Here is a 24,363-nt window from a genome sequence, read left to right as displayed (position 1 = left end):
TATATCACGGATCGGAAGCGTGGTTCAGGGGTGATTCGATGCTGCTGCGGCGAGATCGGGCGATGACGGCTGTCTCCATCGTATTGGACGTTGCATTTCACGCGGGCCGGGGCAGCACGGTGCCCGCCGGCGACATCGCCGACCGGTTGAGCGAGGCGCGGCGCGGCATCGAGCCGGTGCTGCAGGCCCTGTCCCGCGCCGGCATCCTGGGCAGCACGCGCGGGCCGAAGGGCGGCTACCGGCTGGGCCGCGCCGCCCGCGACATCACCCTCGCCGATGTCGTGGCCGCCGTGCTGGCGCCGGACGGAACGCCGGAGCCGGAGGCGGCGCCGACCTCGGCGCTGCAGGCCCGGGTCATGCTGCCACTCTGGACCGAGCTGGAGGGCGCGGTGATGGAGGAGCTGTCGCGGCTCAGCGTGGCGGAGCTGCTGCGACGGGCCGCCGCGGCCGGCCTGCGCCGCCCGACCCCCGAGGCGCTCAATTTCGCCATCTAGGTCCGCCCGGGAGAAGGCCTTCCGGCTCCCCAAGCTTTTCTTGCGCTGCCGCCAAGGCCTCGTCATGCTCCGCAGCAACAGGATCGAAATTGATCCACGGAACGGACGAGAAAGCGGAGAGAGCCTCGGGTGCACGAAACCATCCTGGAGACGACAGGCCTGTCCAAGGAGTTCCTTGGCTTCAAGGCCGTCAGCGATGTTTCGCTGAAGGTCAGGCGCGGCAGCATCCATGGCCTGATCGGCCCCAACGGTGCCGGCAAGACCACCTGCTTCAACCTGCTCACGAAGTTCCTGCCGCCGACCCACGGGGCTATCCGCTTCGACGGCCGGGACATCACCAGCCTGAAGCCGGCCGATGTGGCCCGGCTCGGCCTGGTGCGGAGCTTCCAGATCTCGGCGGTCTTCCCGCACCTGACCGTGCTCGAGAACGTTCGCGTCGCCCTGCAGCGCGAGCGGGGGGCCAGCTTCGACTTCTGGCGGTCGGATGCCGTCCTGCGGCGCTACGACGCCCGGGCGCGCGAGCTGCTGGAGGATGTCGGCCTGTCCGGCTATGCCCACCTGACCGCCGGCCAGCTTCCCTACGGCCGCAAGCGCGCGCTCGAGATCGCCACCACCCTGGCCCTCGACCCGGTGATGATGCTGCTCGACGAACCCACCGCCGGCATGACGGCCGAGGACGTGGACCGCATCGTCGCCCTGGTGAAGCGGGTGGCGGAGGGGCGCACCGTGCTGATGGTGGAGCACAACCTCAAGGTCGTGGAAGGGCTGTGCGACACCATCACCGTGCTGACCCGCGGCCGCGTCCTGGCCGAGGGCGGCTATGCCGAGGTTTCGCGCAACCCGGAGGTCATCGCCGCCTATCTCGGCGCCGATCCCGGCATCTCGGGAGGACAGGCGCATGGCTGATCCGTTGCTGAAGGTCGAGAACCTGCAGGCCTGGTATGGCGAGAGCCACATCCTGCACGGTGTCGGCATCGAGGTGCGCGAGGGCGAGGTGGTCACGCTGCTCGGCCGCAACGGCGCCGGCAAGACCACCACGCTGCGGTCCATCATGGGGCTGGTCGGCCGGCGCAGCGGCAGCGTGCGCTTCGAGGGCCGGGAGATGATCGATGCGCGCAGCGACCGGATCGCCCGCGCCGGAATCGCGCTCTGCCCCGAGGAGCGCGGCATCTTCGCCAGCCTCGACGTGACCGAGAACCTCCTGCTGCCGCCGGTGGTCCGGCCGGGGGGGATGGATCTCGAGGCGATCTACACGCTCTTTCCCAACCTGAAGGAGCGGGCCCGCAGCCCGGGCACGAAGCTGTCCGGCGGCGAGCAGCAGATGCTGGCAATCGCGCGGATCCTCCGCACCGGTGCGCGGCTGCTGATGCTGGACGAGCCGACCGAGGGCCTCGCCCCGGTCATCGTGCAGCAGATCGGCCGCACCATCCGCGAGATCAAGCAGCGCGGCTTCACGGTGCTGCTGGTGGAGCAGAACTTCCGCTTCGCCCAGACCGTGGCCGACCGCCACTACGTCATGGAGCATGGCCGGGTCGTGGACGCCGTCAGCAATGCCGAGCTCGCCTCGTCCATGGACCGTCTGCACGAGTATCTCGGCGTCTGAGTGCCCGGCGCCGGGGCAGAGGTTCCCGCCACCAGAAGTATGGACGATGCCGTGCCTGACGGGCCGGAGATGCCCCATGCCACCCGCCCCGCGGGTCTCAACAGGGGAAAAAAGGGAGAGTCCGATGACACAAGACCGCCGCAGCCTGCTCAAGACCGCCGCCGCGGCCGCGCTGTTGCCCGGCCTCGGCGCCGGGCTGGCCGCCATGCCCCGCCCCGCCCGGGCGCAGCCGACGACGCTGAAGATCGGCGTGCTGAACGATCAGTCCGGCGTCTACCGCGAGGTGTCGGGCCCCACCTCGACGGCCTGCGTCCGCCAGGCCATCCAGGACAGCGGCATCGCCGCCAAGGGCGTCACGGTCGAGGTCGTGCAGGCGGACCACCAGAACAAGGCCGATGTCGGCTCGACCATCGTGCGCCAGTGGATCGACCGGGACGGCGTCGATGTCATCGTCGACGTGCCGAATTCGGCGGTGGCGCTGGCGGTCAACGGCATCGTCCGCGAGAAGAACAAGGTCTATCTGAATTCCACCGGCGGCACGACCGAGCTGACCGGGCGCCAGTGCAGCCCGAACACCGTCCACTGGACCTACGACACCTACATGCTGGCGCGGTCCACGGGCGGCGCCATGGTCAAGACCGGCGCCGACAGCTGGTTCTTCATCACCGCCGACTACGCCTTCGGCCACGACCTCGAGCGCAACACCACCGGCTTCATCCAGGCCGCGGGCGGCAAGGTGCTGGGCTCCGTGCGGCATCCGCTGCAATCGACCGATTTCTCCTCCTATCTGCTTCAGGCGCAGCAGAGCCGGGCCAAGGTGATCGGCCTCGCCAATGCCGGCACCGACACCATCAACAGTGTCAAGCAGGCGGCGGAGTTCGGCGTCACCCGGCGCGGCACCAAGATCGCCGTGCTGCTGATGTTCATCAACGATGTGCACAGCCTCGGCCTGAAGGCGGCGCAGGGGCTGGTCTGCACCGAGAGCTTCTACTGGGACCTCAACGACCGCACCCGCGCCTTCACCGAACGCGTTCGCGGGAGCCTCGCCGGCAACTACCCGGCCATGTCGCATGCCGGCTGCTACGCCTCGGTGCTGCACTACCTCAAGGCCGTGGCCGACATGGGCGCCCCGGCGGCCAAGGCCAGCGGCACCGATGTGGTCGCGCGAATGAAGGCCATGCCGACGGATGACGACGCCTTCGGCAAGGGCCGCATCCGCGAGGACGGGCGCAAGCTGCACCCGGCCTATCTCTTCGAGGTCAAGACCCCCGAGGAATCCCGCGGCCCCTGGGACTACTACAAGCTGCTGCAGACGACGGAGGCCGAGGAGGCCTTCCGCCCCCTCGCAGAGGGCAGCTGCCCGCTGGTCCGTAGCTGATCCTGCGGCCGGGCGCCCGCGCGGCCGGCCATCCCGCTCTCTTCTCGCCCAGGAAGCCCACCGGTGTTCGAAGATCTCCTGTTCCAACTCGAACTCGGCTTGCCGCAGGTCGTGCTCGGGCTGGTGAACGGCGCCTTCTACGCGCTGCTCTCGCTCGGCCTCGCCGTCATCTTCGGCATGCTGAACGTCATCAATTTCGCGCACGGCGCCCAGTTCATGATGGGTGCCTTCGTCGCCTGGATGCTGCTCAACTGGTTCGGCATCGGCTACTGGCCGGCGCTGATCCTCTCGCCGCTGATCGTCGGCGCCTTCGGCGTGCTGCTGGAGAAGACGATGATCAGCCGGCTCTACAAGCTCGATCATCTCTACGGCCTGCTGCTGACCTTCGGCCTGGCGCTGATCATCGAGGGGATCTTCCGCAACGAGTTCGGCTCCTCCGGCCTGCCCTATTCGCCGCCCGCCTCGCTCGCCGGCCCGCCGGTCGATCTCGGCTTCATGTTCCTGCCGAAGTACCGCCTCTGGGTCGTCGCCGCGGCGCTGGTCCTGAGCCTCGCCACCTGGCTGGTGATCGAGAAGACGCGGCTCGGCGCCTATCTGCGCGCGGCGACCGAGAATGCCGCGCTGGTCCAGGCCTTCGGTGTCAACGTGCCGCGGATGGTCACGCTGACCTATGCTGCGGGCGTGGCGCTCGCCGCCTTCGCCGGCGTGCTGGCGGCGCCGATCTACTCGGTCAATCCGCAGATGGGCTCGAACCTCATCATCGTCGTCTTCGCCGTGGTGGTGATCGGGGGCATGGGCTCGATCCTGGGCTCGGTGCTGACCGGCTTCGGCCTCGGCCTGGTCGAGGGGCTCACCAAGGTCTTCTATCCCGAGGCCTCCTCCACCGTGATCTTCGTCATCATGGCCATCGTGCTGCTGGCGCGGCCGGCCGGCCTGTTCGGGAGGGCCTGAACCATGGCCAGCCATGCCAGCACCATCGCCGCGCCGGTGGCGCAGGACGCGCCGGGCCTGCCGGGCCTCTCCGCGCTCGGCTTCAACCGGGCGCAGAGCATCGCCTTCCTGATCCTGCTCGCCCTGCTGATCGCCGGGCCGTTCTTCCTCTACCCCGTCTTCCTGATGAAGCTGCTCTGCTTCGCCCTCTTCGCCTGCGCCTTCAACCTGCTGATCGGCTATGTCGGGCTGCTCTCCTTCGGCCATGCCATGTTCTTCGGCATGGGCGGCTATCTCGCGGCGCATGCGGCCAAGGTCTGGGGCTTCACGCCGGAGCTGGCCATCCTGACCGGCGGCGCGGTGGGGGCCGGGCTCGGCGTGGTCGCCGGCTGGATCGCCATCCGGCGGCAGGGCATCTACTTCGCCATGATCACCCTGGCGCTGGCGCAGATGGTCTACTTCTTCTGCCTGCAGGCGCCCTTCACCGGCGGGGAGGACGGCATTCAGCGGGTGCCGCGCGGGGCGCTTCTCGGCGTCATCGATCTCGGCCGGGACATGAGCCTCTACTGGGTCGTCGCCGCCGTCTTCCTGGCCGGCTTCCTCTTCATCAACCGCGTGGTCCATTCGCCCTTCGGCCAGGTGCTGACCGCGATCCGCGAGAACGAGCCGCGTGCCATCTCCCTCGGCTACCGGGCGGACGACTACAAGCTGATGGCTTTCACCCTCTCGGCGACGCTGGCCGGCATCGCCGGTGGCACCAAGGCGCTCGTCTTCGGGATCGCCACGCTGACCGATGTCTACTGGGCCATGTCGGGCGAGGTGGTGCTGATGACGCTGCTGGGCGGCCTTGGCACGGTCTTCGGCCCGGTGGTCGGTGCCGCCGTCATCGTGACCATGCAGAACTACCTGGCCGAGTTCGGCGCCTGGGTGACGGTGATCCAGGGCGGCATCTTCGTCGCCTGCGTGCTGGCCTTCCGCGCCGGGATCGTGGGTGAGCTGGCGCGGTTGCTCAAAGTCCGGCTCTAACACTTAGCGCGGAGGGGCGAGACCGAGCCGCAGCGCCTGGTCGGCGATCAGCGCCAGCCAGGCGGTGAAGACCGCGCCCTGCAGCACCCAGGCGGTGTTGCCGTTGGCGAGGCCGGTGACGATCGGCGTGCCGAGGCATTGCGCCCCGGCCACCGCGCCCACCGCCGTGGTGGCGATGGCGAGCACGACCGCGACGCGCAGCCCGGCCTGGATGACCGGCAGGGCGAGCGGCAGCTCCACCCGCGCCAGGATGCGCCCCGACCCCATGCCGAGGCCGCGCGCGGCGTCCAGCACGGTGGCCGGCACGGCATCCAGCCCGGTCACCGTGCTCCGCATCACCGGCAGGGCGGAGTAGAGCACCAGGGCCAGCAGCGTCGGCGCCGCGCCGAAGCCGAGCAGGGGCAGGGCAAGCGCGATGACCGCCACGGGCGGGATGGCCTGGGCCAGCGCGAAGGCGGCGTCGAAGACCGGGCGCAGCCGGCGCCCCGCGCCGCGGGTGCAGGCGATGCCGGCGCCGAGCCCGATCAGCGTGGCCAGGGCAGCGGCGCCGAGCGCCAGCAGCAGATGTTCGAAAAGCAGCGCGAACCAGCCCTGGCTCTCCCAGACGGGCCGGGCGATCTCCGGGAACAGGGCGCGCCACAGGCCCGGCAGGCGCGGCGCCGCCCAGAGGGCGAGAAGAAAGCCCGCCAGGTTCACGCCCAGCCCCGCCAGCCCCGGCCGCCTCATGCCGCCCGCACCAGATCGGCCCAGTACAGGGTGCCGCCGCCATGCGGGCCGTCGGGGAGGACCGCCACCCGGTCGGCGCCCAGCTCCAGCATCAGCAGCAGCGCCTGCTTCAGGCTGGCCCCGGCCGGCAGCACGGGCAGGTCGTCCTCCGCGTCCTCCGGCTGTGCCAGGGCCTGGGCCGGGAGGGTGGCGAGGCGGTGGAAGGCCATGCTCTCCTCGCCGAAGAGGCGGCGCACGCTGCGCTCGCCGTCCTGCTCCATCACCTGGGCGGGCCGGCCCTGCGCGATCAGCCGGCCATCCTCCAGCACGGCCAGGAGGTCGGCCAGCGCCAGCGCCTCCTCGACGTCATGGGTGACGAAGAGGATGGTCTTGCCGGTCTCCCCATGGATGCGGCGCAGCTCCCGCTGGAGGTCGCGCCGGGTGCCGGGATCGAGCGCGGAGAAGGGCTCGTCCATCAGCAGCACCGGTGGGTCGGCGGCGAGCGCCCGGGCCAGCCCCACGCGTTGCGCCTGGCCACCGGACAGCTCGTGCGGGTAGCGGTCGCGGAAGCGGGCCGGGTCGAGCCCGACCAGCGCCAGCAGCGCATCCACCCGCGTGGCGATGCGCCCCGTCTCCCAGCCCAGCAGGCGCGGCACGGTGGCGATGTTCTCCGCCACCTGCCAGTGCGGGAACAGCCCGACCGACTGGATGACATAGCCGATCCCCCGGCGGAGCGTTTCCGGCTCGATCCCCGCCACGTCGCGTCCGCGCAGCAGCACGCGGCCGGCCGAGGGCTCGGCCAGCCGGTTCACCATCCGCAGGAGCGTGGACTTGCCCGAGCCGGATTCGCCCAGCAGCACGCAGAGCCTGCCCTTGGCCACCTCCAGCGTGACATGGTCCACCGCCGCCCGTTCGCCATAGCGCCGGGTCACCCCCTCGAAGCGGATCACCGGCCCGGACTCCCCGCCGCGCCGAGGCGGGCCTGCAGCGCCGCCAGCCCCGCATCCACCAGCAGGGACAGGGCCACGACCGGCATCACGCCGAGCAGGATCAGATCCGCGGCGAGCTGGCCGATGCCCTGGAAGACCAGCCGTCCCAGTCCGCCGCCGCCGATCAGCGCCGCCAGCGTGGCGAGGCCCACAGCCTGCACCGCCGCCAGGCGCAGTCCGCCGAGGATGACGCCGAGGCCGAGCGGCAGGCGCAGGCGCAGCAGGATCTGCCACGGCGTCATGCCCTGGCCCCGGGCGGCGTCGACCAGCGCGGGGGGCGCGACCCGCAGCCCCGCCAGCAGACCGCTGGCGAGCGGCAGCAGGAGATAGGCGGCGATTCCGAGCGTCGCGGGGGCGGCGCCGATGCCGCCGATGCCCCAGCTCCGCAGCGCCGGCCAGGTGGTGGCGAGGCTGGCCAGGGGCGCCATCAGCAGGCCGAAGAGGGCGATGGACGGCACCACCTGGAAGCCGTTGGCCAGGGTCATGAGCGCCATCTCGAGCCGCGGTTGCCGCAGGGCCAGGAGCCCGAGCGGCAGCGCCACCAGCAGCGCCAGCCCCAGCGCACCCCCGGCCAGCGCCAGATGGCCGACCAGCGCCGTGCGCAGCTCCTCGCCCCGCGCCTGACCCTCGCGCACCACCGACAGGCCGTCGAGCAGGCCGAGCGCCAGCAAGAGGCCGCCGCCGACCACCGCCAGGGCCAGGAAGCGGGACGGAGTCGCGCCCCGCCCGGCGGCGCAGCTTCCGGCACCGAGGGCCAGCAGCAGAACGGCCAGCCAGAAGCCCGCCGCCGGCATGGCGCGGGCCATGCGGGGCGCCTCCCCGAGCACCGCGCCGGCGCCCAGGCCGATCGCGCCGAGCAGCCCGGCGAAGGCCAGGGCGGCGGAAAGCTCGGCCCAGGGCAGGCCGCGCCCGCGCCGCGAGAGCAGCACCATGCCGAGGCAGCCTGTGAGGAAGCAGGCCACCGCGATGCCGGTGCCCGCCTGCATCGGTAAGGCCACGGGCCGGGGGCTCAACAGGCGGTTGGGCGCGAGGGAGATCCAGCCCAGCAGGAAAGGGCAGAGGGCGGCGAGCGCGGCCAGGATGGCCACCGCCAGGGCCTCGCGCGGCGGCGCGGGCCGGGCGCGGCCTTCCGGCACCGCCAGCGCCAGGGGACGCGGCATCTCAGCGGGCCGGGCCGAGGCCGCCGAGATGGGCGCGCGCCACCTCCTGCGCCGGCTGGCCCTCAACCACGATGCGGGCATTCAGCGTCTGCAGGGTCTCCAAGCCGAGCGAGGCGAAGACCGGATCGAGCCAGGCGGCCAGCTCCGGCAGGCGCTCGGCCACCGGGCGGCGCACCACCGGCGCCGGCCGGTAGACCACCTGCGCCCCCTTCGGATCGTCCAGCACCACGAGGTCGAGCGCCTGGATGGCGCCGTCCGTGCCGTACACCATGGCGGCGTTGACGCCGTTCAGCCCCTCCGCGGCGGCGCGCATGGTGACGGCGGTGTCGCCGCCGGAGAGAACCAGCAGCCGCTCCGGCGGCAGGGTGAAGCCATAGGCCTTCTGGAAGGCGGGAAGAGCGGCCGGGCTCTCGACGAACTCGGCCGAGGCGGCCAGCTTGAAGGCCCCGCCGGCGGCGAGATGCCGTGCCAGATCCGCCATGCCGGCCAGCTTCGCCTGCCGCGCCAGGTCACGCCGCACGGCGATGGCCCAGGTGTTGTTGGCCGCGGCCGGGCGCAGCCAGACGAGGTTGTTGCGCTCGGCATCCAGGGCCCGGACCTTGGCCGCGCCCTGCTCGGCGTCGTGCCAGGCCGGATCGGTTTCCATCTGGAAGAAGAACGCGCCGTTGCCGGTGTATTCCGGATAGATGTCGACCTCGCCGGCCAGGATCGCCTCGCGCAGGATGCGCGTCGGGCCGAGCTGAAGGCGCCGCCGCACGGCGACCCCCTTCGCCTCCAGAACCTGCGCGATCATCTCACCGAGGAGGGCGCTTTCCGTGTCCAGCTTGGAGGCGACGGTGACCGGCTGCCCGGTCTGGCCCCGGGCGGAGCGGGACATCGGGGTGAGCAGCCCCAATGGTAACCCGGCGGCCAGCGCGGCGGTCAGGAGGGTGCGGCGGGCGGGGCGGGAAGGGTTCACCGGGTGCTCTCCGATCGTTGGCCCACCGGTCGGCCTCCTTGGGGGGCCCTCTTGGGAGGCCGATGGGCATCATGACAGCGGCAACGCCTGAGCCGCCCGATGGTGGCGGCCCGTCATGCTGCCGGCTGGACGCGGCCGCTGCCAAGCCCGCGCGGCGGTGCGCCCTCCGGGGCGCGGCACACGTTTCCGGCACCGATGGGCACCGTGAGAGGCGGGGTTTTCCCTTGCGCTTTCCGGCGCCTGCGGCCTCAAACTGGCGGTATGCGCGCCGGTCCGCTTCTGTGCTCCCTGCTGCTGTCCGCCCTTTGCCCGGTACTGGCGCCGGCTCAGACGCTCGTCCAGACACCCGCGCCGGAGGCGCGACGGGGCGAGGTGGAGCGGCTGCTGGACGCCCTGCCGGCGGCGCCCGACGAGACGGCGGGCCGGGCGCTGGAGGCCCGCATCCGAGGGCTCTGGGCCCAGCAGGCCTCGCCGACGGTCGCGCTGCTGATGCGGCGTGGCCAGCGCAACCTGGAGACCGAGGCCGCCGGCGACGCCGTGGAGGATTTCGATGCCGCCCTGGTGCTGCAACCGACCTATGCCGAGGCCTGGCTGATGCGGGCGCAGGCGCTGCTGGTCCTGGGCGACCTCGCGGCGGCGACACAGGACCTGCGCCAGGCCCTGGTCCTGCAGCCGCGCCACTTCGGCGCCCTGACCCTGCTCTCGATGGTCCGGGAGCAGGCCGGCGATCGGGAGGGGGCGCTGCGGGCCATGCAGGAGGCCGTCTCCCTGCATCCCTGGATCAGCGGCGGGGCCGAGCGGCTGCGCGCCCTGCGCCGGCGGGCGCTGGGCGAGGACGCCTGAGCCGCCTGCCCCCTACTTCACCGTCGCGACCCGCAACGCATTGGTGGTGCCGGGCGTGCCGAAGGGCACCCCGGCGGTGACGACGATCTCCTGACCGCTCTGCGCGAAGCCCTCGGTCTGCGCCGCGCGCACCGCCTTCTGCACCATGTCGGTCATGCTGTGCGGCTCGTGCGAGAGCAGCGGATGCACGCCCCAGATCACCGCCATCCGCCGCGCCGTGGCCTCGCTCGAGGTCAGGCCCAGGATGGGACAGGCGGGGCGCTCGCGCCCGACGCGCAGCGTCGTGGACCCGGTGGCGGTGAAGGTGGCGATGGCCTCGGCGCCGATCGTCTCCGCGACCTGCCGTGCCGCCGCGGCGATGGCGCCGGCGGAATTCTTCTCCGGCGCCGGCCGGGCGGCATCGGTGATCTGCCGCCAGCCGCCGTCCTGCTCCACGCGGGAGAGGATGCGGTCCATCATGTTGACGGCCTCGTAGGGGTACTGCCCGGCGGCGCTCTCGGCCGAGAGCATCACCGCATCGGCGCCGTCGAACACGGCCGTGGCGACGTCCGAGGCCTCGGCGCGGGTGGGCGCCGGCGCGGTGATCATGCTCTCCAGCATCTGCGTCGCGACGACGACGGGCAGGCCGCGCGCCCGCGCCTCGCGCACGATGCGCTTCTGGATCAGCGGCACCTCCTCGGGCGGGCATTCGACACCGAGATCGCCGCGCGCCACCATCACGCAGTCGGTCTCGCCGAGGATGCCCTCCAGGTTCTCGACCGCCTGCGGCTTCTCCATCTTCACCATGACCCAGGCACGGCCATCGGCGATGCGCTTCGCCTCGGCGACATCCTCCGGGCGCTGCACGAAGGAGAGGCCGATATACTCGATGCCGAGCGGCAGCACGAAGTCGAGGTCGGCGCGGTCCTTCTCGGTCAGCGCCGGGATCGGCAGCGCCACGTCCGGCACATTGACCCCCTTGCGGTCGGAGAGCGGGCCGCCGACCAGGATCTCGGTCTCCAGATGGTCGTCCCGCTTGTGCAGGACGCGCAGCCGGAGCTTGCCGTCATCCAGCAGCAGGGTGGTGCCGATGCGGGCGGCATCGATGATCTCCGGATGCGGCAGCTGCACGCGGCGTACGTCGCCCGGCGTGGCGCTCAGGTCGAGGCGGAAGTGCTGGCCCGATTGCAGCTGCACGCGCCCGCCCTGGAAGCGCCCGACGCGGAGCTTCGGCCCCTGGACGTCGGCCAGGATGCCGATCGGGCGCCCGACCTTCTTCTCCAGCGCGCGGATCATCTGGATCCGCTGGGCGTGGTCCTCATGGCTGCCATGGCTGAAGTTGAGCCGGAAGACGTCTGCGCCGCCACGATAGAGACGCTCGATGACCTCCGGCGTGGAGCTGGCGGGGCCGAGCGTGGCGACGATCTTGGTGCGGCGGCGGCGGCGAAGCGGAATGCGCGGCGGCAAAGGCGGAAATCCTTCTGGAAGTCGGGCCGGAGGCGGATCGGGACCTCAGGCGATCAGGATGGCGCGGAAATCATTGACGTTGGTCAGGGTCGGGCCCGTCACGATGGTATCGCCCAGCGGGCTGAACAACCCGTGACTGTCATGTGACGCAAGCAGCGCCCGCGCATCCAGCCCGGCGGCGGCCGCCCGCGCCAGCGTGTCGGGCGTGGCGATGGCGCCGGCATTGTCCTCCGAACCGTCGATCCCGTCGGTGTCCCCCATCAGCGCCCAGAGCTCCGGCGCGCCGGCGGCGGCCAGGGTAAAGCCCAGCAGCGCCTCCAGGTTGCGCCCGCCCCGGCCGCTCCTCTGGCCGGGGCGGAGAGTGACGGTGGTCTCGCCGCCCGAGAGCAGCACGGCGGGGGCGGGCAGGGGGTGGCCATGGGTGCGGACGCTGCGGGCGATGCCGGCCAGCACGGTGCCGAGCACGCTGGCCTCCCCCTCCAGCGCGTCGCCGAGCAGCAGCGGCGTCAGGCCGAGCGCGCGGGCCTCGGCGGCGGCGGCCTCCAGCGCCCTCTGCGGCGCCGCGATCAGACGGAAGGTAGCGCGGTCGAAGCAGGCGTCGCCGGGCTTCGGCGTCTCCCCGGCGGCGGCCTCCAGATGCGCGGCCACGGCGGGCGGGAGGTCGATGCCGTAATGCGCCACGATGGCGCGCGCCTCGGCGAAGGTCGAGGGATCGGGCACGGTGGGGCCGGAGGCGATCACCGCCGGGTCGTCGCCCGGCACGTCGGAGATGGCGAGCGTCAGCAGCCGGGCCGGCGCCGCCGCGGCCGCCAGCCGTCCGCCCTTGATGGCGGAGAGATGCCGGCGGACGCAGTTCATCTCCTGGATGGTGGCGCCGGATGCAAGCAGGGCGCGGTTCACCGCCTGCTTGTCCGCGAGCGTCAGGCCGGCCGCGGGCAGCGCCATCAGTGCCGAGCCGCCGCCCGAGATCAGCGCCAGCACCAGATCCTCGGGGCCGAGGCCCTGGACCGCGGCCAGCACCCTCGCCGCCGCCGCCTCGCCCGCCGCGTCCGGCACCGGGTGGCTCGCCTCCACCACCGCGATGCGGCGCGTCGGCACGGCATGGCCGTAGCGGGTGATCACCAGCCCCGACAGCGCCACCTCCGGCCAGGCCGCCTCCACGGCCGCCGCCATCACCGCCGCCGACTTGCCGGCGCCCACCACCACCACCCGCCCCGCCGGGGGAGCCGGAAGGTGGCCGGCCAGGATGGCGCGCGGATCGGCGGCGCGGACGGCCGCGTCGAACAGGCGGCGCAACGCGTCGCGGGCGGTGTCGTCGGTCCAGCTCATGCGGCATCCCCCGGGAATCCTCGCCGCCATACTGGCCCGAAGCCCCGCCGCGCGGAAGGCGGGGGGCTCAGGCCGCTGTGCCGAGGCGGGCGGCGACCTCGGCGGGCGGCAGCCGAACCAGCGTCTCATAGTCGCCGAGCAGGGCCTTGGTCATGGCGGAGGTGGTGAAGGTCCTGTCACCGATGGCGCGCACCGGCGTCACTTCGGCCGCCGTGCCGGCCAGGAAGGCCTCGCTGGCGCGTGCGATCTCCTCCGGAGCGATGCGGCGCTCGACCACGTCGATCTGTCGGCGCCGCGCCAGCGCCATGACGCTCCGCCGCGTGATGCCGTCGAGGAAGCAGGACGGCTCCGGCGTGTGCAGCGCGCCGTCCATGACGAAGAAGATGTTGGCGCCGGTCGCCTCGGCCACATCGCCCTTGAAGTCGAGCATCAGCGCGTCGTCGAAGCCTTCCTCCTCCGCCGCGTGCTTGGCGAGCGTGCCGATCATGTAGAGGCCCGAGGCCTTGCTGGCCGTGGGCGCGGTGTCCGGCGCCGGCCGCCGCCAGCGCGCCATGCCGAGGCGGATACCGCGCAGGCGGTCCTCGCCGAAGAGGTTGGGCCAGGCCCAGGCGGCGATGGCGAGATGGATGCGCGTGTCGCGCGCCGCGATGGCGAGCCGCTCCGAGCCGCGCCAGGCGACGGGGCGGAGATAGCCATCGCTCAGGCCGTTGCGGGACAGCACCTCCCGGCAGGCGGCGTCGATGGCCTCGGCGGACCAGGGAATCTCGAAGCCCAGCAGGCGGCCGGAAGCCAGCAGCCGCTCGGTGTGCGCGCGCAGACGGAAGATATTTCCGCCATAGGCCCGTTCGCCCTCGAAGACCGCGCTGGCATAATGCAGCCCGTGCGACAGAACGTGCAGGCCGGCCTCCCGCCAGGGCACCATCCTGCCATCGAACCAGATCCAGCCGTCACGATCGTCGAAGGGGACCAGACTCATGTTCATGCTCCTTGAACCATTGAGTAAGAAATTTTATTTCCTTATCAGCTAAAGGAGTAAAACTATCGGCAATAATATGTCAACAAATCTGACCAAACGGGGACGCATGCCAGGAATGCCCGAGACACCGGACGCCAAGCCCGTGGGCGCCGGCCGCCAGCTCCTTTTCCTGCGCGAGGAGGAGTTGCGGCTGGCACAGGATCTACTTTTCTTCGGCTATCGCGACTTCACGGCGGGGCCGGACGCGCTGCTGGCCGAACTCGGAATGGGCCGCGCACATCATCGTGTGCTGCATTTCGTCGGCCGCCGTCCCGGCATCACCGTGGGTGACCTGCTGGCTATTCTCGGCATCACCAAGCAGTCGCTGGGCCGGGTGCTGACGCCGCTGGTCGAGGAGGGCTACGTTGTCCAGACGCCGGGCCGGAACGACCGGCGCCAGCGCCTCCTCTCCCTGACCGAGGCGGGGCAGGCGCTGGAACGCCGGCTGTTCGAGCGGCAGAAGGAGTGGGTGATGCGGGCCTATCGCGAGGCCGGGCCGGTGTCGGTGGAGGGCTTCCGCCGGGTGATGCGCGGCCTGATGGGTGAGGATGCGCGGACGCAGCTCGACCGCGCCCTGCCCGAGACCCGGCCGGTGCCGCCTGGAGGCGCGGGATCGAGGAAGGTCGCATGAGCCAGCCTGGCAGCGCGCCGGCCGCCCTGCCGGCCGCGGGCGCCGAACCGCATCTGCTGGTCGTCGATGACGATGCCCGGCTGCGCAACCTGCTGCAACGCTTCCTGGCCGAGCAGGGCTTCCGCGTCACCGCCGCGGCGGACGCCGCCGTGGCCCGGCAGGCCCTGCAGTCCATGGCCTTCGACCTGCTGGTGCTCGACGTGATGATGCCGGGGGAATCCGGCCTGGAGCTGACCGAACGCCTGCGGCGCGAGGGGCATGAGGTGCCGATCCTGATGTTGACCGCCGCCGGCGCGCCGGACGACCGCATCGCCGGCTTCGAGCACGGCGCGGACGACTATCTGGCCAAGCCCTTCGAGCCGCGCGAGCTGGCGCTGCGCATCCGCACCATCCTCAAGCGCGCCGCGCCGGCGCTGCCGGCCAACCTGCCGCTGGCCCCGGTGCAACTCGGCGCGCACTGGTTCGACCCGGAGCGGGGAGAGCTGCGCGGCCAGGACGGCACGCAGCGCCTGACGGGCGGCGAGGCGGCGCTGCTCTGCGCCCTGGCCCGACGCGCCGGCGAGGTGCTGACACGCGAGGAGATCGCCGCCGCCCTGGGCACGCCGGAGGCCGGCGAGCGCGCCATCGACGTGCAGGTCACCCGCCTGCGGCGCAAGATCGAGCCCGATCCGCGCGAGCCGCGCTTCCTGCAGACCGTCCGGCACCGGGGCTATGTGCTGAGGCCCGGAACCTGAGCGCGATGCGCATGATGCCGCCGTTGCGCCGCCTGCTGCGGGCGCCGCTGCGGGCCCTGGGCGCGCCGCTGCGGCTGATCCTGCCGCGCGGCCTGCTCGGGCGCGCCCTGCTCATCATCCTGCTGCCGCTGCTGATCCTTCAGGGCGTGGCGCTGCAGCTCTTCTATGGCGGGCATCTCGACGTCATCTCGCGGCGCCTCGCCGGCGGCGTCGCCGGCGATGTCGGCATGGTGGTCGAGCTGCTGTCGCGGCATCCGCTGGAGAGCGAGCGGGGCTGGATCTTCCGCGAGGCCGCCTGGCGGCTCGACCTGTCGCTGGCCTTCGAGCCGGGGGCGGTGATCGCGCCCGGCGCCGCGCGCCAGAGCTGGCTGCCGATCCTGCCGCTGGAGGGGGACCTGAACCAGGCGCTGCAGGAGCGCGTCGGGCTTCCCTTCGACACCGACTGGCAGAGCGACCCGCGCAGCGTGATCATTCGCGTGCAGATGCCGGACGGGCTGCTGCATGTCGAGGCGCCTCGCAAGCGCCTCTTCTTCGGCACGCTCTACCTTTTCGTCATTTGGCTGGTGGGCACCTCGCTGCTGCTCTTCATCGTCGCCGCGCTGTTCATGAAGAACCAGGTGCGCGCCATCCGCCGGCTGGCCAGCGCGGCGGAGGCCTTCGGCGTCGGGCGGGAGGTGGGGCCCATCAAGCCGGAGGGCGCCCGCGAGGTGCGTCAGGCGGCGGCCGCCTTCAACCAGATGCAGAGCCGCATCCGCCGCTTCATCAGCCAGCGGACCGAGATGCTGGCCGGCATCAGCCACGATCTGCGCACGCCGCTGACGCGGCTGCGGCTCGGCCTCGCCATGTTGCCGCCCGGCGCCGAGGAGGACGCGGCCGCCATGACCGAGGATGTGGCGGAGATGGACCGGATGATCGCGACCTACCTCACCTTCGCGCGCGGCGAGGGGCTGGAGCAGTCGCAGCCCGCCGATCTGGCGGAGATGGTGCGCGACCTTGCCGAACGGGCCCGCAAGGACGGCGCGGCGGTGTCCGTGGACACGCCGGAGGCGCTGGTCCTGCCGGTGCGGATCGACGCGCTGCGGCGCTGCCTCGGCAACCTGCTGGACAATGCCCGCCGCCATGCCCGGCGCATCGCCGTGGCGATCGACGAGACCATGCGCCAGGAAGGCGGACGGGCACCGGGGCGCTGGGTGCAGATCACCGTCGATGATGACGGGCCCGGCATTCCCGAGGTGTCGCGCGAGGAGGCGTTCAAGCCCTTCACCAGCTTCTCGAGCGGCGGCACCGGGCTGGGGCTGGCCATCGCGCGCGACATCGCGCGCGCCCATGGCGGCGATATCTCCCTTGAGGCCAGTCCGCTCGGCGGGCTGCGGGCGCGGGTGCGTCTGCCGGCATGAGGTGAGGGGCGGCCCCGGGCCTGGCGGCCCGGGGCCCGGGCGATTCAGCCCGGCTTGGACATGATGCCCTTCACCTCGTCCATCGCCTCGGCGAAGCGCCTGTTCAGCAGGCCGAGCGCCTCCGCGTTCGACTTCTGGATCAGCTCGGCGATCTCCTGGATGTTCGACACCGCCTTGCCGTATGTGGACTTCAGCAACTCGGCCTGGCGCGCCGCCTTGTCCTGCGGGTCGCCCTCGGCGGTGACGCTCTGCATCGCCTGGGTCATCTCCTGCATGGATTGCTGCAGGATCTCCATATGCCGGCGGGCGACGGCCTGGGCGCCCTCGATCGCGATCCGGTTGGCCGCCGAGAGGGCCTCGAAGTTCCGACGCTGCGCCGCCGCCAGGGCCTCGGCATCGGGCATGGCGGGGAGCCTGAACTCCGAGAGCATTCGCATGATGTCCGTCTCCGGGCCCGAATTCTTGGCGTCAGACATGGTCGCGTCCCTTCTCTGTTCCTGCGGGTCTTGTGTGCCGGCCATCTCCGCCAGGAGGCGGGATGCCCTCAGGCGGCGGCGCCTCCCGCGGCGGCGGCCTCCTCCGGCTGGGCGCCGCCCAGGCGCAGCAGGCGGGCGGCGCGGTCGGCTTTGTCCAGGGCGCGGTCGAGCGCCGCCATGGTCGGGCCGAGATCCATGCTGTCGTCGCGCTCCCAGGCGTGCAGGGTGGCGAGCCAGACGGTCACCAGCCCCTTGGTCCGCAGCAGCCCGGCGGGGCCGCAGGCGCCGAGCCGCGCCGCCTCCAGCATCCAGGCCATCGAGCCGGCCAGGACCGGGGCCAGGGCGAGGGCCAGGGCCGGGTTGCTCCGCATCTCTCGCCCCAGGCGGAGAATGCCGGCGCGGTGCGGCTGCAGCAGGTCGATGCGTCGCATGAGGGCATCGAAGAGGAGGTCGCGCGGGGTCCCGTTGGGATTGAGGCCGGCATCGCGCAGAACGGCCTGATCGACGAGCCGCGCATGCAGGCAGAGCAGGGCGAACTTGCCGGGCACCCGTCCGCGCAGCGCTTCCAGCGTGATGCCCGCGCGCCCGGCCAGGTCCTGCAGGCCGAAGCCGTTCCAGCCGCGCTCGGCCACCAGCGGCCAGAGGGCATCGATCAGCGCCTCGTCGCGGATCGGGGATTGCGTGTCGTTCATGCAGGGAGTGTGGGCCCGCCGGCCGGTTTCGCCAATGGGGCGTCCGGCCGGAATGCCCGGGAAAATCGCCCGGCCTATCCGGCCAGTTCGCGCGAACGCTCGGTGGCGGCGGCGATGGCCTCCGACATCAGGCGGGGCCAGGCCTCGGGTGCCATCAGCACGGCGAGCGCCCGTTCGGTGGTGCCCTTGGGGCTGGTGACGTTGCGGCGAAGCTCGGCGGCATCCAACGGGCTGGCGGCCAGCAGCGCGCCGGAGCCGGCGACGGTGCGGCGGGCCATGCGGCGCGCCAGATCCGGCGGCAGCCCCTGGGCGACGGCAGCCTGCTCCATCACTTCGGCGAGCAGGAAGACATAGGCGGGTCCGCCGCCCGAGACGGCGGTGACGGCATCGAGCAGGCCTTCCCGCTCCACCCAGGCGACCTCGCCCACCGCCGCCAGCAGCGCATCGGCGAGCTGGCGCTGGGGTTCGGTCACGCCCGGTCCGGCGCAGGCGCAGGTGAAACCCTGCCGCACCGCCGCCGGCGTGTTGGGCATGGCCCTGACCAGCCGGGCGTCACCTCCGAGCAGGCCGGCCAGCCCCGCCACGGTCTTGCCGGCCATGATGGAGAGGAACAGGGTTTCCGGCCCGGCGAGGCGGGCGAGGGCGGGCAGCGCCGCCTCCGCCTGCTGCGGCTTGGTGGCCAGCACCACGGCGGCCGGGCGGAACTCCGCCGGCAGCGCCGCGGCCTCGGCCAGGCGGGTGACGCGGCCGGCGAAGGCGGCGGTTGCCTCGCCATGCGGCTCGATCACCACCACCCGCTCCACGCCGCGCTCCAGCCAGCCCTGCAGCATGGCGCCGCCCATCTTGCCGCAGCCGATCAGCAGGATCGGCGGCAGCGGGGCCGGAGGGGCGGCGGCCTCCTCGTTCATGCCTCGCCGACGCAGTCGAGCATGGCGGCGGACAGCGCCTCGGCCGGCGGCTTGCCACCCCAGAGCACGAACTGGAAGGCGGGGAAGAACCGCTCGCATTCGGTGATGGCGATGTCCACCATGTCCTCCAGGCTTTCCGCGCTGGCGCCGGAGGCGCCGCGCAGCAGCACGGCATGGCGGTAGACGGGGGTTCCGTCATCGCTGTCGATGCCGAAATGGCCGATCCAGAGCTTCTCGTTGGCGAGCGCCAGCAGTTCGTAGAGCGGGCCGCGGCGGTTGGCCGGCACCTTCAGGTCGAAGGCGCAGGTGAAATGCATGGCGCTGATCTCCTGCGACCAGGAGAAGAACAGGCCGTAGTCGCACCACTTGCCGGGAACCTCCACGGCCATCTCGCCATCGGAGCGGCGTTCGAACACCCACTCATTGGCGGCCACGATCTGCTCCAGGACGTCGAGCGGGTTGATTGCACGCTCGCGGTCGACGGTTTGCAGGCCGGACATCGCGGCACCTCCTTCCCGGGTCGAGGGGGACAGGGCCACCCAGATCTTGGGTGAAGCCAAATGCCCGCACCACAATGGATTGCTTATCGCGCCGGCAATTCCCGCCGCAAGAGCGAAGAGACGAGTCTCCTGCTGCGGCGCAAGGTTTTTTTGGCGCTGCAGCATGCCGGTGACACAGGCCGGCCATCCCGCCGCGGCGGGGGGCCTGGATACGGGGTCGGGAAGCCCTAAGCTGGCCGGCATGTCCGCCGACTCCGCCAGCCTGGCCGCCCCCGCGCTCGCCGCCCGCCGTGAACGGGGCATCGGCCTCGCCTGCGCCCTGGGCGTGCTGGCGATCTGGACCGGCTTCATCCTCTCCGCCCGCCTCGCCACCCAGCAGAGCCTGCTGCCCTGGGACCTGGCGGCGCTGCGCTATCTGGGTTCGCTGCCGGTCGGGCTGGCCATGGCCGCGGCCTTCGGCTTGCCACGCCTTCCCTGGCGCCGCACCCTGGCGCTGATGGCGACCGCCGCCTTCGGCTTCCCCTTCGCCGCCTATGTCGGAACCCGCTACGCCCCCGCCGCGCATGGCGGCGTGCTGATGACGGGCCTGCTGCCCTTCGCCACGGCGCTGCTGGCGGCCCTGGTGCTGGGCGAGGGCTGGAGCCGGCGGCGCCTGCTGTCGCTCGGCGTGGTCGGGCTGGGCATCGGCCTGCTGGCCCTGGGCAGCCTTGGCCTGCACCCCGGCGCCTGGCGGGGGGATCTGATCTTCCTGCTGGGCTGCCTGTCCTGGGCGGCCTTCACCGTCATGCTCCGGCTGTGGCGCGTGCCGGCCACCGCCGCGGCCACGATCCTCGCCCTCTACCCGCCGCTGCTCTACCTGCCCCCCTGGCTCCTGCTGCGCGGCCTGCCGTTCGAGGGCGTAGGAGGGCTCACCCTGGCCTATCACCTGGTCTACCAGGGTGTCCTGGCCGTGGCGGTGGCGGGCTTCCTCTTCACCCGGGCCGTGACCGCGCTGGGGGGCGCCACGACAACGACCATCACCGCCCTGGTGCCCGCGCTGGCGGCGCTGCTGGCCTGGCCGCTGCTGGGCGAGCCCCTGGGCGCGGCCGGGCTGCTCGGCGTCGTGCTGGTCTCGGCGGGCATGATGCTGGGCGTCCTCGGCGGCGGGCGCTGAGCCGTGCAGCGCCTCCTGCTGCGGCCCTTCGCGCCGCGCCCGGGAGACCCGGACGGCAATGCCGCGCGGATCGCCGCCGCCCTGCGGCAGGCCGCGGGGGCCGATCTGCTGGTCCTGCCGCGCGCGGCGCTGACCGGCGCGCCGCTCGGCGACCTCGGCCGGCAGCCGGATTTCCTGGCCGGCTGCGAGGCCTGCCTGCGGCGCCTCGCAGCGCTCACCGCCGGCGGCGGGCCGGGCCTGCTGCTGGGCGCGCTCTGGCCAGAGAGGGGGCCGGACGGCGAGGCGGCGCGGGAGGGCGCGGTGCTGATCGATGGCGGCCGCATCCTGGCCCGGCGCGCCACCCACGCGCCGCCCGGCGCAACGCCGGATCCGCCCGTGCCGGCGCCAGGGCTGGCACCCGGTCCGGCGCCGGGGCCGATGGCCTTTCGCGGCCTTCGCCTCGGCGTCCTGACCGGCGCCGATGCCGAGGACCCTGCCGTGGCCGAGACCTTGGCGGAGACCGGCGCCGAACTCCTGCTCCACCTGCGGGCGCGGCCCTTCGACGGCGCGCCACCGGACGGCGCCATCGATCGTGCCGTGGCGCGGGTGGTGGAGACTGGCCTGCCCTGGCTGGCGCTCGGCCTGCTGGGCTCGGCCGAGGGGCTGATCTTTCCCGGCGGCGCCTTCGCGCTGAACGCCGATCGGCGTCTGGCGGCGCGCCTGCCGGACTTCACGCCGGAGGCCCTGCCGGTCACGCTGGAGGCGGAAGCCGGCGGCTGGCGGGCCGGGATGGCGCCGCTGCCGCCGGAGGAGACGGCGATGGACCGGCTCTGGCGGGCGCTGTGCTGCGGCCTGCGGGCGGAGATCCGGGCGGGCGGCCATGACGGCATCACCGTGGCGACGGAGGGCGAGGCCGCCCCGCTGCTGGCCGCCCTGGCGGCGGCCTGCGCTCCGGACCGGCCAGGGCTGCGCCAGCCGGAGCCGCGCCAACCTGGGCCGCGCCACCCTGGGCCGCGCTGGCCGCTGCGGCTCCACGGCCTCGACAAGACCGCCATGGCCCTGGAGCTCCGGGCTGTGGGCGGATCAGGGGCGGGGGCGGGGGAGGGCTTCGCGCCCCTGCGGGATCTGTGGCGCGGCGAATGGGCGGCGCTGGCCCGGGCGCGCGGCCTGCCGGCACCGCCCGCCGATGCGGCCCTGGAGGCGGTCCTCGAGGCCCTGCTGCGGGGCGAGAAGGGTGTGGACGCCATCGCCGCCGGGGGATACGACCCCGCCGGGGTGCGGTCGCTGTGGCGGCGGATGCTGGCGGCCGAGGCCGCGCGGCGCCGGGCGCCGCCGGGGCTGCGGCTGAGCGGGCGGGCCTTCGGCCATGACCGGCGGTATCCGCCGGCGCTGCCCGGCCCCGATGAACCAGATGAATGGGCGTGACGGCATGAGCGGCGATTTCGACACCACACTCTTCGCGCCGCAGGGCGGGTTCAGCGTGCATATCCGCGACCTCTCCGGGGCCAATGGCGCCGAGCCGCTGGAGACGGTGCGCGGCTTCCCGAGCCTGGCCCAGGCCAATGCCTTCGCCCGGCGCTATGTGCGCGACAGCATCGAGCGCTGCCGCGCCCCTGACCTGACGCCGGAGGAGGTGCTGGCCGCGTGGTTCGCCTTCGGCGAGGATGCCGAGGTGGTCGGGGCCGGGGACAGCCAGGGCTGGCAGAGCGGCGGCGAGATCCGCGGCTTCGCCGCCGAGCCCTGCCGCGACGCGGAGGAGCGCAACTGGCGCGTGCTCGACCCCCGCCGCCAGGAGGATGAGGACGGCGAGGCGGGAGAGGAGGCGTGAGGCTCCGATTCGCTCCGAGCCCCACGGGCTATCTCCACGTCGGCAATGCCCGCGTCGCGGTGGCCAACTGGCTGCTGGCGCGGCGGCATGGCGGCCGCTTCATCCTGCGCCTTGATGACACCGACATCGGGCGCAGCAAGCCGGAATACGCCACGGCCATCGAGGAGGACCTGCGCTGGCTCGGCCTCGACTGGGACGAGAGCTTCCGCCAGACCGACCGGCTGGAGCGGTACGCGGCGGCGGCCGAGCGGCTGAAGGCGAGCGGCCACCTCTACCCCTGCCTCGAGAGCGAGGAGGAGCTGCGCTTCAAGCGTGAGCAGCGCCAGCGCCAGGGCCGGCCCCCGGTCTACGACCGCGCCGCCCTGAAGATGACGCCGGAGCAGCTGCAGCGCGCCCTCGACAACGGCAAGCAGCCCTACTGGCGCTTCCGGCTGTCGCTCCGCACGGTGGAATGGCAGGACGGGGTGCTGGGCCGGCGGCAGGTCAAGCTGCCCGCCATCTCCGACCCGGTGCTGATCCGCGCCGACGGCTCCTTCCTCTACACCTTCACCTCGGTAGTCGACGATCTGGAGACCGGCATCACAGATATCCTGCGCGGCGAGGACCATGTCACCAACACCGGCGTGCAGATCGATATCCTGGAGGCGCTGGGTGGCCGGGCGCAGGGCAGGCCGGGCGCCCTCCGCTTCGCCCATCTGCCGCTGCTGACCGATGCCGAGGGCGGCCAGCTCTCGAAGCGGCTCGGCTCCATGGGCCTGCGCCAGTTGCGGCGGGACGGCATCGAGCCCGCCGCGCTGGTGGGCTATCTGGCAAGCCTCGGCTCCTCACGCGATCCGGTCGCCGCCGCGCCGGCGGAACTGGCGGGCGACTTCGATCTGAGCCGCTTCTCGCGCAGCGCCGCCCGCTTCGATCCCGCCCAGCTCCTGGCGCTGAACCGCCGCCACCTGCACGGGCTGGACTTCGCCGCGGTGCGCGACCGCCTGCCCGAGGGCGCCGACGAGGCCTTCTGGCTGGCGGTGCGCGGCAATCTCGACCTGCTGGCCGAGGCGCGCGACTGGTGGGCCGTGGCGCGCGAGCCGATCGAGGTGCCGGCGCAGCCGGAGGAGGCGGAGTTCCTGCGCGCCGCCCTGGCCTGCATGCCCCCCGGTCCCTGGGACGAGACGAGCTGGGGCCACTGGACCCGTGCCCTGGGCGCCGCGACGGGCCGCAAGGGCAAGGCACTGTTCCTGCCGCTGCGCCGGGCCCTGACCGGCGAGGAGCACGGGCCGGAGCTGCGGCTCTTCCTGCCGGTGATCGGGCCGGAGCGCGCGGCCGAGCGGCTCCGGGCGGCCGCGTGATCGCCGTCATCGGCGCCTCCGGCCGCTCGGGGGCCGCGCTCTGCAAGGCGCTGGCGGCGCGCGGGCTGGAGTATGTTCCAGTGGTGCGCGATCCGGCGCGCTGGGCGGCGCTGGGCCTGGGCGGGACGCCGCGCGTCGCCCGGCTGGAGGATGCCGGCGCGCTGCGCGCCGCGCTGGCTGGTGTCGGGCGGGTGGCGAGCTGCGCGCATGCGCGCTGGACCCCGGCCATCCTGGCGGCGGCGCCGCCCGCGGCGCAGCTCGTGCTGATGGGCTCCACCCGCCGCTTCTCGCGCTGGCCGGACGCACATGGGGACGGCGTGCGGGCCGGCGAGGCCGCCTTCCTGGCCGGGGCGCATCGCGGCGTGATGCTGCACCCGACGATGATCTACGGCGCCCAGGGCGAGAACAACGTGCAGCGGCTGGCCGCGCTGCTGCGCCGCCTGCCGGTGGCGCCCCTGCCGGGGGGTGGCCGCGCCCTGGTGCAGCCGATCCATCAGGGCGATGTCACCGCCAGCCTGCTTGCCGCCCTGCTGCGCGACTGGCAGGGGCGGCAGGCCCTGGTCGTGGCCGGGCCGGAGCCGCTGGCCTATCGCGACTTCCTGGCCGCGGTGGCGGCGGCGGCCGGGCTGCGCATGCGGCCGGTCCTGCCGGTGCCTGCGGCGCCGCTGCGCCTCCTGGCGCGCCTGAGCGCGCGGCTGCCCGGCCTGCCGGAGATAGGCCCCGACGAGATCCGCCGGCTGACCGAGGACAAGGCCTTCGACATCGGCCCGATGCGGCGGGAGCTTGGTGTCTCGCCGCGGTCCCTGACGGCCGGCCTGTCCGAGACCTTCGGGGCGGCCTGACCGGACTGCT

The 24,363-nt window shown here is 72.9% G+C and carries 26 protein-coding genes; 15 read left to right on the top strand and 11 right to left on the bottom strand.

The window, feature by feature from the left end; genetic code table 11:
* The first annotated feature begins 38 nt into the window (after positions 1–38).
* From D9598_RS17695 to D9598_RS17670, 6 genes are all read left to right on the top strand, one after another.
* Complete coding sequence (locus D9598_RS17695; protein WP_198367879.1) at positions 39–494, top strand: Rrf2 family transcriptional regulator; 456 nt, start codon at positions 39–41, stop codon at positions 492–494.
* 129 nt (positions 495–623) lie between these two features.
* Positions 624–1,400, top strand: a complete 777-nt coding sequence (locus tag D9598_RS17690; protein WP_198367878.1) for an ABC transporter ATP-binding protein — start codon at positions 624–626, stop codon at positions 1,398–1,400.
* Positions 1,393–2,097, top strand: a complete 705-nt coding sequence (locus tag D9598_RS17685) for an ABC transporter ATP-binding protein (RefSeq protein ID WP_198367877.1) — start codon at positions 1,393–1,395, stop codon at positions 2,095–2,097. The genes D9598_RS17690 and D9598_RS17685 overlap by 8 nt, the downstream gene beginning before the upstream one ends.
* 124 nt (positions 2,098–2,221) lie before the next feature.
* Positions 2,222–3,475 carry an ABC transporter substrate-binding protein gene (locus D9598_RS17680; RefSeq protein WP_198367876.1) on the top strand — a complete coding sequence of 418 codons (1,254 nt, stop codon included), beginning with the start codon at positions 2,222–2,224 and terminating at the stop codon, positions 3,473–3,475.
* A 63-nt stretch (positions 3,476–3,538) separates the two neighbouring features.
* Positions 3,539–4,426 (top strand): branched-chain amino acid ABC transporter permease, encoded by an 888-nt coding sequence (locus tag D9598_RS17675; RefSeq protein ID WP_198367875.1) that lies wholly within the window; start codon positions 3,539–3,541, stop codon positions 4,424–4,426.
* Positions 4,427–4,429: 3 nt separating this feature from the next.
* A complete protein-coding gene (locus D9598_RS17670; protein ID WP_198367874.1) occupies positions 4,430–5,431 on the top strand; it encodes a branched-chain amino acid ABC transporter permease in 1,002 nt (333 codons plus the stop codon).
* A 3-nt stretch (positions 5,432–5,434) separates the two neighbouring features.
* Here the strand turns inward: D9598_RS17670 and D9598_RS17665 are convergent, their stop codons facing one another.
* The 4 genes from D9598_RS17665 to D9598_RS17650 are packed head-to-tail and all read right to left on the bottom strand — an operon-like array spanning position 5,435 to position 9,162.
* The gene (locus D9598_RS17665; protein ID WP_198367873.1) at positions 5,435–6,157 is read right to left on the bottom strand and encodes an ABC transporter permease; all 723 of its coding nucleotides are present in this window, start codon (positions 6,155–6,157) and stop codon (positions 5,435–5,437) included.
* Complete coding sequence (locus D9598_RS17660) at positions 6,154–7,086, bottom strand: ABC transporter ATP-binding protein (RefSeq protein WP_198367872.1); 933 nt, start codon at positions 7,084–7,086, stop codon at positions 6,154–6,156. The genes D9598_RS17665 and D9598_RS17660 overlap by 4 nt, the downstream gene beginning before the upstream one ends.
* Positions 7,083–8,285 (bottom strand): ABC transporter permease subunit, encoded by a 1,203-nt coding sequence (locus D9598_RS17655; protein WP_198367871.1) that lies wholly within the window; start codon positions 8,283–8,285, stop codon positions 7,083–7,085. The genes D9598_RS17660 and D9598_RS17655 overlap by 4 nt, the downstream gene beginning before the upstream one ends.
* 1 nt (position 8,286) lies before the next feature.
* Complete coding sequence (locus tag D9598_RS17650; RefSeq protein ID WP_198367938.1) at positions 8,287–9,162, bottom strand: ABC transporter substrate-binding protein; 876 nt, start codon at positions 9,160–9,162, stop codon at positions 8,287–8,289.
* Between the two features lie 342 nt (positions 9,163–9,504).
* Between D9598_RS17650 and D9598_RS17645 the strand changes: the two genes are divergently transcribed.
* Complete coding sequence (locus D9598_RS17645) at positions 9,505–10,086, top strand: tetratricopeptide repeat protein (protein WP_198367870.1); 582 nt, start codon at positions 9,505–9,507, stop codon at positions 10,084–10,086.
* A 12-nt stretch (positions 10,087–10,098) separates the two neighbouring features.
* On the opposite strand, the gene pyk is transcribed toward D9598_RS17645, so the two are convergent.
* The 3 genes from pyk to D9598_RS17630 all read right to left on the bottom strand — a co-directional run bounded on the left by pyk (position 10,099) and on the right by D9598_RS17630 (position 13,837).
* Positions 10,099–11,532 (bottom strand): pyruvate kinase, encoded by a 1,434-nt coding sequence (gene pyk, locus D9598_RS17640; RefSeq protein ID WP_198367869.1) that lies wholly within the window; start codon positions 11,530–11,532, stop codon positions 10,099–10,101.
* Between the two features lie 45 nt (positions 11,533–11,577).
* Positions 11,578–12,861 (bottom strand): glycerate kinase, encoded by a 1,284-nt coding sequence (locus D9598_RS17635; protein WP_198367868.1) that lies wholly within the window; start codon positions 12,859–12,861, stop codon positions 11,578–11,580.
* 67 nt (positions 12,862–12,928) lie between these two features.
* The gene (locus tag D9598_RS17630) at positions 12,929–13,837 is read right to left on the bottom strand and encodes a branched-chain amino acid aminotransferase (protein WP_198367867.1); all 909 of its coding nucleotides are present in this window, start codon (positions 13,835–13,837) and stop codon (positions 12,929–12,931) included.
* Between the two features lie 115 nt (positions 13,838–13,952).
* Here D9598_RS17630 and D9598_RS17625 point away from each other — a divergent pair, with 115 nt between their 5' ends.
* Genes D9598_RS17625 through D9598_RS17615 form a run of 3 tightly spaced genes read left to right on the top strand, consistent with a single transcriptional unit; the run spans position 13,953 to position 16,638 of the window.
* Entirely contained in the window at positions 13,953–14,507 is a 555-nt protein-coding gene (locus tag D9598_RS17625) for a MarR family winged helix-turn-helix transcriptional regulator (RefSeq protein WP_198367866.1), read from the top strand.
* Positions 14,504–15,241, top strand: a complete 738-nt coding sequence (locus tag D9598_RS17620) for a response regulator (protein WP_198367865.1) — start codon at positions 14,504–14,506, stop codon at positions 15,239–15,241. The genes D9598_RS17625 and D9598_RS17620 overlap by 4 nt, the downstream gene beginning before the upstream one ends.
* 11 nt (positions 15,242–15,252) lie before the next feature.
* Positions 15,253–16,638 (top strand): ATP-binding protein, encoded by a 1,386-nt coding sequence (locus D9598_RS17615; protein WP_370592077.1) that lies wholly within the window; start codon positions 15,253–15,255, stop codon positions 16,636–16,638.
* 44 nt (positions 16,639–16,682) lie between these two features.
* On the opposite strand, the gene D9598_RS17610 is transcribed toward D9598_RS17615, so the two are convergent.
* The 4 genes from D9598_RS17610 to D9598_RS17595 form a co-directional block, all read right to left on the bottom strand.
* The gene (locus tag D9598_RS17610; RefSeq protein WP_232477403.1) at positions 16,683–17,114 is read right to left on the bottom strand and encodes a phasin family protein; all 432 of its coding nucleotides are present in this window, start codon (positions 17,112–17,114) and stop codon (positions 16,683–16,685) included.
* A gap of 68 nt (positions 17,115–17,182) precedes the next feature.
* Positions 17,183–17,806 (bottom strand): TetR family transcriptional regulator, encoded by a 624-nt coding sequence (locus tag D9598_RS17605; RefSeq protein WP_198367863.1) that lies wholly within the window; start codon positions 17,804–17,806, stop codon positions 17,183–17,185.
* A gap of 74 nt (positions 17,807–17,880) precedes the next feature.
* The gene (gene proC, locus D9598_RS17600) at positions 17,881–18,714 is read right to left on the bottom strand and encodes a pyrroline-5-carboxylate reductase (RefSeq protein ID WP_198367862.1); all 834 of its coding nucleotides are present in this window, start codon (positions 18,712–18,714) and stop codon (positions 17,881–17,883) included.
* Positions 18,711–19,214, bottom strand: a complete 504-nt coding sequence (locus D9598_RS17595; RefSeq protein ID WP_198367861.1) for a YbjN domain-containing protein — start codon at positions 19,212–19,214, stop codon at positions 18,711–18,713. Before D9598_RS17595 ends, proC begins: the two co-directional genes overlap by 4 nt.
* Positions 19,215–19,455: 241 nt before the next feature.
* Here D9598_RS17595 and D9598_RS17590 point away from each other — a divergent pair, with 241 nt between their 5' ends.
* From D9598_RS17590 to D9598_RS17570, 5 genes are read left to right on the top strand one after another with little or no spacing between them, the layout of a single operon-like run.
* Positions 19,456–20,367: an EamA family transporter gene (locus D9598_RS17590; RefSeq protein ID WP_198367860.1), complete on the top strand. Its 912-nt coding sequence runs from the start codon at positions 19,456–19,458 to the stop codon at positions 20,365–20,367.
* Between the two features lie 3 nt (positions 20,368–20,370).
* Entirely contained in the window at positions 20,371–21,771 is a 1,401-nt protein-coding gene (locus D9598_RS17585) for a hypothetical protein (RefSeq protein ID WP_198367859.1), read from the top strand.
* Positions 21,749–22,174 carry a hypothetical protein gene (locus tag D9598_RS17580; protein ID WP_232477402.1) on the top strand — a complete coding sequence of 142 codons (426 nt, stop codon included), beginning with the start codon at positions 21,749–21,751 and terminating at the stop codon, positions 22,172–22,174. Before D9598_RS17585 ends, D9598_RS17580 begins: the two co-directional genes overlap by 23 nt.
* Complete coding sequence (gltX, locus tag D9598_RS17575) at positions 22,171–23,511, top strand: glutamate--tRNA ligase (protein WP_198367858.1); 1,341 nt, start codon at positions 22,171–22,173, stop codon at positions 23,509–23,511. The genes D9598_RS17580 and gltX overlap by 4 nt, the downstream gene beginning before the upstream one ends.
* Positions 23,508–24,353, top strand: coding sequence for an NAD(P)H-binding protein (locus D9598_RS17570; protein WP_198367857.1), 846 nt, complete (start codon positions 23,508–23,510; stop codon positions 24,351–24,353). Before gltX ends, D9598_RS17570 begins: the two co-directional genes overlap by 4 nt.
* Positions 24,354–24,363 lie beyond the last annotated feature (10 nt).

This window comes from Roseomonas sp. KE0001 (assembly GCF_016107285.1).
Taxonomy (GTDB): domain Bacteria; phylum Pseudomonadota; class Alphaproteobacteria; order Acetobacterales; family Acetobacteraceae; genus Pseudoroseomonas.
Note: the sequence above shows the minus strand (reverse complement) of the source record. Positions and strands in the feature narration are given on the sequence as shown.